The 12,699-nt window shown below is 55.3% G+C and carries 8 protein-coding genes and 1 pseudogene; 6 read left to right on the top strand and 3 right to left on the bottom strand.

Annotated features, from left to right (window positions below; genetic code table 11):
- Window positions 1-130: 130 nt before the first annotated feature.
- The 5 genes from ACIPUG_RS00930 to narI all read left to right on the top strand — a co-directional run bounded on the left by ACIPUG_RS00930 (window position 131) and on the right by narI (window position 8,959).
- On the top strand, window positions 131-1,519 hold the full coding sequence (locus ACIPUG_RS00930) for a NarK family nitrate/nitrite MFS transporter (protein WP_039315828.1): 1,389 nt from the start codon (window positions 131-133) through the stop codon (window positions 1,517-1,519).
- 712 nt (window positions 1,520-2,231) lie between these two features.
- Window positions 2,232-5,993, top strand: a complete 3,762-nt coding sequence (locus ACIPUG_RS00935; protein ID WP_400336922.1) for a nitrate reductase subunit alpha — start codon at window positions 2,232-2,234, stop codon at window positions 5,991-5,993.
- Window positions 5,993-7,558, top strand: a complete 1,566-nt coding sequence (gene narH, locus ACIPUG_RS00940; RefSeq protein WP_010276902.1) for a nitrate reductase subunit beta — start codon at window positions 5,993-5,995, stop codon at window positions 7,556-7,558. The genes ACIPUG_RS00935 and narH overlap by 1 nt, the downstream gene beginning before the upstream one ends.
- Window positions 7,551-8,270, top strand: a complete 720-nt coding sequence (gene narJ, locus ACIPUG_RS00945) for a nitrate reductase molybdenum cofactor assembly chaperone (protein WP_014915595.1) — start codon at window positions 7,551-7,553, stop codon at window positions 8,268-8,270. The genes narH and narJ overlap by 8 nt, the downstream gene beginning before the upstream one ends.
- Entirely contained in the window at window positions 8,270-8,959 is a 690-nt protein-coding gene (gene narI / locus ACIPUG_RS00950; RefSeq protein WP_119872247.1) for a respiratory nitrate reductase subunit gamma, read from the top strand. Before narJ ends, narI begins: the two co-directional genes overlap by 1 nt.
- 99 nt (window positions 8,960-9,058) lie before the next feature.
- Here narI and ACIPUG_RS00955 read toward each other — a convergent pair whose 3' ends face one another.
- Window positions 9,059-9,931, bottom strand: coding sequence for an EamA family transporter (locus tag ACIPUG_RS00955; RefSeq protein WP_039519804.1), 873 nt, complete (start codon window positions 9,929-9,931; stop codon window positions 9,059-9,061).
- A 62-nt stretch (window positions 9,932-9,993) separates the two neighbouring features.
- On the opposite strand from ACIPUG_RS00955, the gene ACIPUG_RS00960 reads away from it, so the two are divergent.
- Complete coding sequence (locus ACIPUG_RS00960) at window positions 9,994-10,539, top strand: MarR family winged helix-turn-helix transcriptional regulator (RefSeq protein WP_400336925.1); 546 nt, start codon at window positions 9,994-9,996, stop codon at window positions 10,537-10,539.
- A gap of 76 nt (window positions 10,540-10,615) precedes the next feature.
- Here the strand turns inward: ACIPUG_RS00960 and ACIPUG_RS00965 are convergent.
- Window positions 10,616-11,751: pseudogene (locus ACIPUG_RS00965) on the bottom strand (DSD1 family PLP-dependent enzyme).
- The gene (locus tag ACIPUG_RS00970) at window positions 11,751-12,689 is read right to left on the bottom strand and encodes an ornithine cyclodeaminase family protein (RefSeq protein ID WP_400336927.1); all 939 of its coding nucleotides are present in this window, start codon (window positions 12,687-12,689) and stop codon (window positions 11,751-11,753) included. Before ACIPUG_RS00970 ends, ACIPUG_RS00965 begins: the two are co-directional and overlap by 1 nt.
- Window positions 12,690-12,699: the final 10 nt, after the last annotated feature.

A 12,699-nucleotide genomic window follows, 5' to 3' on the forward strand; every position in this document is an offset into this window, starting at 1 on the left:
ATTAAGGAGTGTGGTTATTTTTACACGGTTTTTTTACCTGACAGCGCGTTGATTTGCATCAACTTTACCTGCGGTGTAATCCCTAATGTTGCGCCTTAATTCTACCGCGTTTTTATTTATCGAGGTTTTTATGACGCAGCCTTCATCACCCGAAAAAGTATCGCAAAGCACGCTGATAAGGGAATGGAATCCTGAAGATACAAAATTCTGGCAATCTGGCGGCCAACGGATAGCACAGCGTAACCTTTGGATCTCTGTACCGTGCCTGCTGTTGTCGTTTTGTGTCTGGATGATTTTCAGCACCGTGGCCGTTAACCTAAACAAGGTCGGATTTAGTTTTACCACAGACCAGTTATTTTTGCTGACCGCGCTGCCTTCCGTCTCCGGCGCGCTATTACGCGTTCCATACTCCTTCGTTATCCCAATGGTTGGCGGTCGCCGTTGGACGACATTAAGTACCATCATTCTGGTGATCCCGTGTATTTGGCTCGGGTTTGCCGTACAAAATCCGCAAACGCCGTACAGCATTTTCGTCACGATTTCTCTGATGTGTGGCTTCGCGGGTGCTAACTTCGCGTCCAGCATGGCGAACATCAGTTTCTTCTTTCCCAAATCACGTCAGGGTAGTGCGTTAGGCATTAACGGCGGATTGGGCAACCTCGGCGTGAGCGTGATGCAGTTGCTGGTGCCGGTGGTGATTTTCCTGCCGATTCTGGGCTTCTCTGGCAATGGCGTTGTTCAGCCTGACGGGCACCAGATTTGGCTGCACCATGCGGCATGGATGTGGGTACCGTTTTTGGTGATTGCTGCAACCGCTGCCTGGTTTGGTATGAACGATCTTCCTGCGCCTAATGCGTCAATACGCAAGCAATTGCCGGTTCTGAAGCAAATGCATCTGTGGGTGCTCAGCTTTCTGTACTTGTCCACGTTTGGCTCATTTATCGGCTTTTCAGCGGGATTCGGCATGCTGTCCAGAACACAGTTCCCAGACATCGTGATTCTGTACTACGCGTTCTTTGGACCACTGCTGGGGGCGTTGGCGCGTCCGGTGGGCGGAATGCTGTCTGACCGTTTTGGCGGTGTGAAAGTTACGTTGATTAACTTCATCTTGATGGTGATTCTCTCGGTATTACTGTTCCTGTCCCTGCCGAGTGCGAACTCTGCGGGTTCATTCGGGATGTTCTTTGGCATCTTCATGATGCTGTTCCTGACGGCCGGTCTGGGTAGTGGGTCAACCTTCCAGATGATCGCCGTGATTTTCCGTAAATTAACGGCAGATCGCGTGAAAACTCAAGGTGGAAGCGATGCGGATGCACAGCGTACAGCAGCCACGGATACCGCAGCAGCGCTGGGCTTTATCTCAGCCATTGGCGCTATCGGCGGCTTCTTCATTCCTCAAGCCTTCGGGATGTCGCTTGAGTTAACCGGTTCACCCACCGGTGCGATGAAGGTGTTTGTGGTGTGCTACGTCGTGTGTGTATTGGTGACCTGGTTGTTCTACGCCAGAAAGAAAAATTAGTTGCCTAAAATTCCAGAATATTCTCTGTTTCTGTTTTTCCGGCGTAAAAATTATGCAGCGGTGGGCATGAGCACCGAGTGAGCGGCATGGACGCCGCGAAAGTCAGTGCCGCGTTTGGAACGCGTCACTGGCGGCTCGAATAGTGCTCATGAACACCGATGGGACCGCCGCAGCGGCATAATTTAGCCGGAAGCCTGGGGTCTCGGGGCGAGCGGCGCTTGAGCCGCCCCGAGTCGGGCGCGTGCTACGAAGTAGCATGAAAATGACAGTGTTGTCGCGCACGAAACATTCGCAATATCTGCATAAAACATAAAATGTGACTACGACGCCTCCTCCTTTTCGGAGAGGCGTTTTTTTCGCGCTGCATCCAGCTACCCCCTTTACTGAATTTGTACGATTTTTCGTCGCTTTCCGACTACTACCTCTAAATAGTCGTGTGTATGAATTCAGTATAAGCACAAAACGAATGGTTTTATTTTTATCTTTTAAAATCAATTAATTATATGTTTTCTCTGTAATAATTCTTTGGTGGTAGTTAGCGATATACTCCGTTTTTCACAGGGTGACACTCTTGATCGTTATCAAGTTTGACAACGCGGTTGCTGGATACCCTAGCGCCAACTTGAGCGATGTGTCGTAAGCAAAAACAGATGTCTGCTACGAGCATTTCATAACGACAGGGGCCAGCAGGCTTCGCAGCAGGAGAGTCCGGATGAGCAAATTCCTTGACCGGTTACGTTACTTCAAACAACTGGCCGAACCGTTTTCCGATGGGCATGGCCAGACCCTCAATACCAATCGTGACTGGGAAGACGGCTATCGCAGTCGCTGGCAGCATGACAAAATCGTGCGTTCTACCCACGGGGTAAACTGTACCGGTTCATGTAGCTGGAAGATTTATGTGAAAAACGGTCTGGTGACGTGGGAAACGCAGCAGACTGACTACCCGCGCACCCGCCCGGACCTGCCTAACCATGAACCTCGCGGCTGCCCGCGCGGTGCCAGCTACTCCTGGTATCTCTACAGCGCCAACCGCCTGAAATACCCGATGATGCGTAAGCGCCTGCTGAAACTGTGGCGTGAAGCGAAACTGACGCACAGCGATCCGGTTGATGCCTGGGCGTCTATCGTCAATGACCCCGAAAAAACCAAATACTACAAACAAATTCGTGGCCGTGGTGGCTTCGTTCGTTCTGACTGGAATGAAGTCAACGAACTGATCGCTGCCTCTAACGTTTACACCACCAAGACCTTCGGCCCAGACCGCGTGATCGGTTTCTCACCGATTCCTGCGATGTCGATGGTGTCCTACGCAGCGGGTGCCCGTTATCTTTCTCTGCTCGGCGGCGTGTGCCTGAGCTTCTACGACTGGTACTGTGACTTGCCACCGGCGTCACCCATGACCTGGGGTGAGCAGACTGACGTACCGGAGTCTGCCGACTGGTATAACTCCTCTTACATCATTGCCTGGGGCTCTAACGTTCCGCAAACCCGTACGCCGGATGCCCACTTCTTTACGGAAGTTCGCTACAAAGGCACCAAAACCGTTGCGGTCACGCCGGATTACGCTGAAATCGCCAAGCTGTGCGACCACTGGCTGAACCCGAAACAAGGTACCGACAGCGCGATGGCGTTGGCAATGGGCCACGTGATTCTGAAAGAGTTCCACCTCGACAAACCGAGCCAGTATTTCAGCGAGTACGTTCGTCAATACACGGACTTACCGATGCTAGTGCTGCTGGAGCCGCGTGAAGACGGTTACTACGCGGCGGGTCGTATGCTGCGTGCTTCCGATCTGGTGGATAACCTTGGCCAGGACAACAACCCGCAGTGGAAAACCATCGCGATTGACGATGAAAGCGGCAATCTGACGGCTCCGCAAGGGTCGATCGGCTACCGTTGGGGCGATCAGGGCAAATGGAATCTGGAACAGCGCGACGGCGTGAGCGGCGAAGAAGTGAAGCTGCGCTTGAGCCTGCTGGGCTCGCATGACGATGTGGTTGATGTCGGCTTCCCGTATTTTGGCGGCGCGGTCAGCGAACATTTCAACAACGTTGCGCTAGAAGAAATCCTGCTGCACAAACTGCCGGTTAAGCGCCTGACGCTGGCTGACGGTAGCGAAGCGCTGGTTGCCTGCGTGTATGACCTGACGATGGCGAACTACGGTCTGGATCGCGGTCTGGGCGACGACAACTGCGCACGTGATTATGACGATGTGAAAGCGTACAGCCCAGCCTGGGCCGAGAAGATTACTGGCGTTTCTCGTCAGAACATCATCCGTATTGCGCGTGAATTCGCGGATAACGCCGATAAAACGCACGGTCGTTCGATGGTCATCGTCGGTGCCGGTATCAACCACTGGTACCACATGGACATGAACTACCGCGGCATCATCAACATGCTGATTTTCTGCGGCTGTGTTGGTCAGAGCGGTGGCGGTTGGGCGCACTACGTCGGACAAGAAAAACTGCGTCCGCAAACCGGTTGGACGCCGCTGGCGTTTGGTCTGGACTGGCAGCGTCCGCCTCGTCACATGAACAGTACGTCGTTCTTCTATAACCATTCCAGCCAGTGGCGTTATGAAACCGTCGCGCCGCAGGAACTGCTGTCACCACTGGCAGATAAATCCCGCTTTACCGGCAGCATGATTGACTTCAACGTGCGCGCCGAGCGTATGGGCTGGCTGCCGTCTGCACCGCAGCTGAACGTTAACCCGCTGGATATCGCGGAGAAAGCGCGTGCCGCCGGTGTCACGCCGCAGGACTATACCGTTGCCGCGTTGAAATCAGGCGAAATCAAATTTGCCGCTGAACAGCCGGATAGTGAGCAAAACTACCCGCGCAACCTGTTCATCTGGCGTTCTAACCTGCTGGGTTCCTCCGGTAAAGGCCACGAATACATGCTGAAGTACCTGCTGGGTACGGAGCACGGCATTCAAGGGCAAGATCTGGGTACTGCGGGCAGCGTGAAGCCGGAAGAAGTGGAATGGCGTGACCAGGGCGTTGAAGGCAAACTGGATCTGGTGGTGACGCTTGATTTCCGTATGTCCAGCACCTGCTTGTACTCCGACATCGTCCTGCCAACGGCAACCTGGTACGAAAAAGACGACATGAATACCTCGGATATGCATCCGTTTATTCACCCGCTGTCTGCGGCTGTCGATCCGGCGTGGGATTCCAAAAGCGACTGGGAAATCTACAAAGGCATCGCGAAAGCCTTCTCTCGCGTCTGTCAGGGACACCTTGGTCAGGAAACCGATCTGGTTACTTTGCCTATTCAACACGATTCCCCAGCGGAAATGGCGCAGCCGTTCGGCGTGGATGACTGGAAAAAAGGCGAATGCGATCTGATTCCGGGCAAAACTGCACCGCACCTGATGATGGTGGAGCGCGATTATCCGAACCTGTACGAACGTTTCACCTCGCTCGGTCCGTTGATGGACAAGCTGGGCAACGGCGGTAAAGGCATCGGCTGGAACACGCAGACCGAAGTCGATTTCCTGAAAAAACTGAACTACACCAAGGCTGACGGTGCGGCGGCGGGTCGTCCGAAGATTGAAACGGCGATCGATGCGGCAGAAGTGATTCTGTCTCTGGCTCCGGAAACCAACGGTCAGGTAGCGGTGAAGGCGTGGGAAGCGTTGAGCAGATTCACCGGTCGTGACCACACGCATCTGGCACTGAATAAAGAAGACGAAAAAATTCGCTTCCGCGATATTCAGGCGCAGCCGCGCAAGATTATCTCCAGCCCGACCTGGTCTGGTTTGGAAGATGAACACGTTTCCTATAACGCCTGTTATACCAACGTTCATGAGCTGATTCCGTGGCGTACGCTGTCCGGTCGCCAACAGCTGTATCAAGACCATGAGTGGATGCGTGCCTTCGGTGAAAGCCTGCTGGTATACCGTCCGCCGGTCGACACCCGTGCGGCTGAGCCGGTGATGAATAAGAAACCTAACGGCAACCCGGAAAAACCGCTGAACTTCCTGACGCCGCACCAGAAATGGGGTATTCACTCCACGTACAGCGACAACCTGTTGATGCTGACGCTGGGTCGCGGTGGCCCGATTATCTGGCTGAGCGAAGACGATGCCCGCGATTTGGGTATTGCGGATAACGACTGGGTAGAAGCGTTTAACGCCAACGGTGCGCTGACGGCGCGTGCAGTTGTCAGCCAGCGTGTGCCGGCTGGAATGACCATGATGTACCACGCGCAGGAACGCATTATTAACCTGCCGGGGTCGGAAATTACCCAGCAGCGCGGCGGTATTCACAACTCGGTAACCCGTATCACGCCGAAACCGACCCATATGATCGGCGGCTATGCCCAACTGGCTTATGGCTTTAACTACTACGGCACCGTTGGGTCAAACCGCGATGAGTTCGTCGTAGTTCGTAAAATGAAACGCATCGACTGGCTGGATGATGAAGGTCAGGACTATGTACAAAAAGCGGTACAGCAGGAGAAAGCCTGATGAAAATTCGTTCACAAGTGGGCATGGTGCTGAATCTGGACAAATGCATCGGCTGTCACACCTGCTCCGTTAGCTGTAAAAACGTCTGGACCAGCCGTGAAGGGATGGAATACGCCTGGTTCAACAACGTCGAAACCAAACCGGGCGTGGGCTATCCCCATGCCTGGGAAGATCAGGAAAAATGGAAGGGCGGCTGGATCCGTAAAATCAGCGGTAAGCTCGAACCGCGTATGGGTAACCGTATCAGCGTGTTGTCCAAAATCTTCGCTAACCCGGATGTGCCGGAAATCGACGATTACTATGAGCCGTTCGACTACGACTATCAGAACCTGCGTAAAGCGCCGGAAGGCAAGCATCAGCCTGTCGCGCGTCCGCGCTCGCTGATTACCGGTCAGCGGATGAAGAAAATCGAGAACGGCCCGAACTGGGAAGACGATCTGGGTGGTGAATTCAGCGTGCGCTCCAAAGATAAGAACTTTGAGCATATGCAGAAAGAGATGTACGGCCAGTTCGAAAACACGTTCATGATGTATCTGCCGCGCCTGTGCGAACACTGCCTGAACCCGGCGTGTGTGGCGACCTGTCCGAGCGGCGCGATCTACAAACGTGGCGAAGACGGTATCGTCCTGATCGATCAGGACAAATGCCGCGGCTGGCGTATGTGCCTGACCGGTTGCCCGTACAAGAAAATCTACTTCAACTGGAAGAGCGGCAAATCAGAAAAATGTATTTTCTGCTACCCGCGTATCGAAAGTGGTCAACCGACGCTCTGCTCAGAAACCTGTGTTGGACGTATCCGCTATCTGGGCGTGCTGCTCTATGATGCCGACCGCATCGAGCAAGCGGCGTCTGTGGAAAATGAGAAAGATCTGTACCAGAGCCAACTGGATGTGTTCCTTGACCCGCACGACCCGAAAGTCATTGAACAAGCGCTGAAAGACGGCATTCCAAACAGCGTCATTGAAGCGGCACAGCAGTCGCCGGTGTACAAAATGGCGATGGACTGGAAGCTGGCGCTGCCGCTGCACCCAGAATACCGCACGCTGCCGATGGTCTGGTACGTGCCGCCGTTGTCACCGATTCAGTCTGCCGCGGATGCAGGTCAATTGGCGCACACTGGCGTACTGCCGGACGTCGAAAGTCTGCGTATTCCAGTGCAATATCTGGCGAACCTGCTGACAGCAGGGGATACCGAGCCCGTATTGCTGGCGCTGAAACGTATGCTGGCGATGCGTCACTACAAACGTGCAGAAACCGTAGAAGGCAAAATCGATACCAGCGCGCTGGAGCAGGTTGGGCTGACCGAAGCGCAGGCGCAGGAAATGTACCGCTATCTGGCGATTGCGAACTACGAAGATCGTTTCGTGATTCCATCAAGCCATCGTGAACTGGCGCGTGAAGCTTTCCCGGAAAGCAAAGGCTGCGGTTTCAGCTTTGGCGATGGTTGCCACGGCAGCGATACCAAATTCAACCTGTTCAACAGCAAGCGTATTGATGCCATTGATGTCAGCAACAAAACGCGCGACATGAACAGCAAAATCATGCGGGAGACGAACCATGATTAGCTTGCGGATTATTGCCCGCCTGCTGGACTATCCCGATAGCGAGCTGTGGGAAAACCGGGCTGAGTTGATCGAAGCGGTAGAGCAGGCTGATGCTTTACCGCTGCGTGAGAGTCATCAGCTCATGCAGTTCATCAATACGTTGTGCGCGCAGGATTTGTTGGATAAACAGGCAGAATATAGCGGCCTGTTTGACCGCGGTCGGGCGACCTCGTTGCTGCTGTTCGAACACGTTCACGGTGAGTCTCGTGACCGTGGTCAGGCGATGGTCGATCTCATGCAGCAATATCAGGATGCCGGTTTGGCACTAGATTGCCGTGAACTGCCGGACTACCTGCCGCTGTATCTTGAGTACCTTTCTCGCCTGGAACCCGCGCAAGGTCGCGCGGGTTTACTCGACATCGCGCCGATTCTGGCGTTGATTGGTGCGCGTTTGCAGCAGCGCGACAGCAGCTATGCCGTGCTGTTCGATCTGCTGTTGGCGTTGTCCGGCAGTGATCTGAAAAGTGACGATGTCACACATCAGGTCGCTGACGAAGCACGCGACGACACGCCGCAGGCGCTGGATGCCGTGTGGGAAGAGGAACAGGTTAAATTCCTCGGCGAAGAAGGCTGCGCATCGGCCCAACAAACGCAACACCAACGCCGCTTCGCTGGCGCGGTGGTGCCGCAATATCTGAATCTTGACGCTACATCGGCGGGGGGGCAACGTTAATGAGTGCTTTCACGAACTATTTCAATGTGTTCTTTTTTGACATCTATCCTTACCTGGCGATGGCTATTTTCCTGATTGGCAGCTGGCTGCGCTATGACTACGGTCAGTACAGCTGGCGTGCCGGTTCGAGCCAAATGTTGGATAAGAAAGGGATGCGTCTGGCGTCTAACCTGTTCCATCTGGGGATTCTGGGCGTATTTGCCGGGCACTTCCTCGGTATGTTGACGCCGCACTGGATGTACGAAGCCTTCCTGCCAATGGATGTAAAACAGAAAATGGCGATGTTCGGCGGTGGTGCGGCAGGCCTGCTGACGTTTGTCGGTGGCGTGCTGTTGTTAAAGCGTCGTCTGACCAACCCGCGTATTCGTGCCACATCCAGCGTTGGCGACATTCTCATTCTGTCTCTGCTGGTGATTCAGGCTGGTTTAGGGCTGCTGACCATTCCGTTCTCTGCACAGCATATGGACGGCAGTGAAATGCTGAAGCTGGTCGGTTGGGCGCAAAGCGTGGCGTTCTTCCAGGGCGGGGCGTCTGAGCATTTGGCGGGTGTCGCGCTGATCTTCAAGCTGCACATCGTGCTGGGGCTGACGCTGTTTGTGCTGTTCCCGTTCTGCCGTCTGGTTCACATCTGGAGCGCTCCGGTCGAGTACCTGACGCGTCGCTACCAGTTAGTACGTAACCGTCGCTAAGTATGATAAACACGGCGGCGTTATCATAACGCCGCCGTTTTAACGTCTTCCTTTTCATCTTTCCCCGCCAACAACGATCGTCATCGGCAGCTCAGTCGATTATTTACCTCGCGCCGTCGTCCATTGCACGGCGAAGACGCTGGCTAATACGATGGCCAAACCCAGAAATGCCGTCCCGGTCATCGACTGTGAAAGCAACGCCCAGCCTAGCACCACGGCGGTCAGTGGGCTCAGCAGCCCCAATGAGGCAACGGCAACCGTTGGCAGGCGCGATACGCCACGAAACCAGAGACCATAAGCGAGCACGGCACCCGCAAGACAGAGATAGGAATAGGCGGCCCACTGTGGCAGGGTTAAAGCAGGCAGCGGCGCATCAGCGATCCATGCAACGGGTGCCAGCATCAATCCGCCGAGGAAGAGCTGCCAGCCGGTAAGCGGCAGTACGGGCAAATCAAGTTGCCAGCGACGTGTTAACCAGACCCCGGTCGCCATACATACCGCCCCCAGCAGCGCGGCGGCAATGCCCACGGGCTCAAATGTTGTCTGCGGCGACAGCAGCAAAATAGCCATGCCCGCCACACCGACGATCGCCGACCACAGCGTCGCCAGTCTGGGCGCACGATGATCCACTGCCCAGACCAACACCATCACCAGCAGCGGTTGGATCGCGCCAAGGACTGCTGCCAGTCCGCCAGGCAAGCGATAAGCCGCGACGAACAGCAGCGCTTGAAAGACGCCGATATTCAGGGCGCTGAGCACGAGCACGCGCCACCAGTCTCGTCGTGCAGGAAAACGGCGCGTGAATAAGAGCAGCAGCAGACCCGCAGGCAATACGCGGATAAGCGCCGCCGTAAAAGGGCGATCCGGAGGCAGGATTTCTGATGTCACGATGTAGGTCGAGCCCCAAATCGCGGGAGCCAGCGCCGTGAGTAGGACGTCACGCCAATAGTGTGGTGAGGATGTAGTGTTCATGACTTTACCTTCAATTCAAGATATCATGATAGTGTTGATTAATTACCTTGAAGTCAAGATAAATGAAAAATCAAACCAGCGAACGCGAATACGACGCGGTAGATGCCATCCTTGAACAATGGCGGCGCGAACGGCCCGATCTGGATGCCAGCCCCATGGGACCGATTGGACGCCTCAGACGATGTGCCGCGTTCATCGAACTGCGCCTGGAAGCCTGTTTCTCTCGATTCGAACTGAGCAGTTGGGAGTTTGATATGCTGGCTACGCTGCGGCGTGCAGGTGCGCCACATTGCCTTAGCCCGACGGAACTGTTCTCCGCGCTGATGGTGACGTCAGGCACCATGACTCATCGACTCAAACGCCTTGAAACCCGAGGATTTATCGAACGTGTGCAGAACGCACAGGATGCGCGCAGTACGCTTGTGCAACTCACCGGTACAGGGCTTGAACTGATTAATCGTGCCGTTGAGGCACACATTGAGAACGAGCGTCAGGTGCTCTCTGTACTGCCTGCCGATGTGCTGGCTTCTCTTGATGCTAACCTTGCAGCGCTACTGCGAGGGCTGGAGAGTCACGCCGGGGGCGCTGCGCCTAAAGAGAAGTGTTAAGTCACTGAGCAAAACCTAACATCACCGCCCGACGCGTTCAGATCGGGCGGCGTGGCCGACTACGGTCAGCCGAGCATTACCATCCGGTAATGCGCTGCCAGATTTCCTGCTCGTGCGTGTCAACACCTGATAGTGCTGATGCATCGCGGCCGTCGCGCAGGCGTGGTTAGGCAATATCCGCAACCGCGTGCCGACGGGGAAATGATCGACCGAAAGTCCACTGTCAGCGGGTAACGCAATGATGCCGTGTTCCTGATTGGTGATCGTCACGCAGAGGTCGTGGTAAGGGCTGCCATACAGATCGCAAACCAGCCCGTAACCGTAATCTTTTGCCTGAGAGGCCGTACCGCGATCGCGGGAAAGTGCCATCCAGCCCGCATCGATAAACACCCAGCCTTTTTCACGATTATGTCCAATCACAGTGCTGACGACCGACAGCGCGATATCATCCAGCGAACAGACCCCGACATTTTTCATCACCAGATCGAACGTGGTGAAAACGCCCGCTCTGACTTCGGTAATACCTGTTAAATCCTCGGCAAAGTGCGCCGTCGGCGTGGCACCGACGCTGAGCACGGGACAGGCAATTCCCAGCGCGCGCACTCGCTGTCCGGCGATATTGATGGCTTTGCACTCGGCGCGTGCAGCCGCCCTGATCGCCTCGTCTGTGCGGCAGGCGTACGATTCTCCCGCGTGTGCCAGCAGGCCGGTGAGCGTCGCGACGTTGCCGTCGATCTGCTGTGCCAGCTCAAGTAATGCGTCGCTTTCCGGTGGGATGCCGCCGCGATGCCCGTCACAGTCGATCTCAATAAAGACCGAAAACGTCACGCCATTGGCGCGGGCATAATCCGTCACCGCGCGCGCCTGTTCTGGACTATCCAGCAGAATATGAATATTCACGCCTTTGCGGATTAAGCTGGCGATACGCGGCAGCTTGTGCGGGGCGATCCCTACGGCGTAAAGCAGATTGGTATAACCTGCGGCGGCAAAGGCTTCCGCTTCTGCCAACGTCGAAACCGTCGCGGGTGACGCAGCGTCTTTGAGCAGATAGCGACCGGCTTCAATCGAGCGTAGCGTTTTGAGATGCGGCCGGACCTGGCTGCCTAATTTTTCCGTACGCTGATAAAGCCTGTCGATGTTGCGTTGAAAGCGGAACTCATCAATCAGCAAAAAGGGCGTTTCCAGCGCGTTAAGCCATTCAATATTGTTCATTATGCACCTTCATTTTGTTTAGCCTGCAGCCAGGCGGCAAGAATGCGTTGGCCGATATATAAGTCCTGAATGGACAAACCGGAGCTGTCAAACACGGTGATATCGTCCGGCGTTTGTCGTCCTGCTGCGCTTGCGCTAATCACGTCGCCGATGGCGGTCAGCGTCACATGGGCTGGCGCATGTTGGAAGTCACCAATCATTCGGGATTGGGAAGGCAGATCGCAAAACAGGCGGCCTGCAGTAAACAGCTCTGGCGGCAGTTCCTGCTTGCCGACGGCATCCGATCCCATGCTGACAACGTGCGTTCCGGCGTTAACCCACTCTGCGTTAAACAGCGGCGTGCGTGATGGCGTTGCGGTCACGATGATATCCGCCGCGCGACACGCGCTTTCGGCATCGCTGACGTGCGCATCCAGTCCGGCTGCCTTGAATTCTTGCGCCATCTCTGCGGATTTGCTGCTATCGCGCCCGACAATCAGCAGGGTACGGATTGGCCGTATTCTTGCCAGCGCGGCGCACTCATAGCGGGCCTGATGACCGGTTCCGAACACGGCGAGAACCGAGGCATCGGGTCTTGCCAGTAAATCGGCGGCAACGGCGTTGGCGGCGGCGGTACGAAAGGCGTTCACCTTTCCGGCTTCAATCGCGACCGCTATTTTCCCGATTTGCTGTTCGAACAGCAAAATCAGGGAATTATGGCGGGGCAGCCCGTTAGCGGGGTTTCCCGGCCAGAACGAACCGACTTTTAGTCCTGCGAGTTCATGGGTTGCTGAGGCCTTGATGCTGAAGGTGTTGACCGGATCGGAGCCTTGCCCGTGCACCACGGGGAAACTGCGTGCTTCCGGTTCGCTGGCGGCGAGCAGGGCTTCACGAACGGCATCATAAGCTAGCTCATGGCTGATAAGCGCCGCTGACTCTGCTTCAGAAATAAAGATCATCGTTTTTTCC

The sequence above is a fragment of the Pectobacterium sp. CHL-2024 genome (assembly GCF_044751765.1).
GTDB lineage: Bacteria > Pseudomonadota > Gammaproteobacteria > Enterobacterales > Enterobacteriaceae > Pectobacterium > Pectobacterium brasiliense.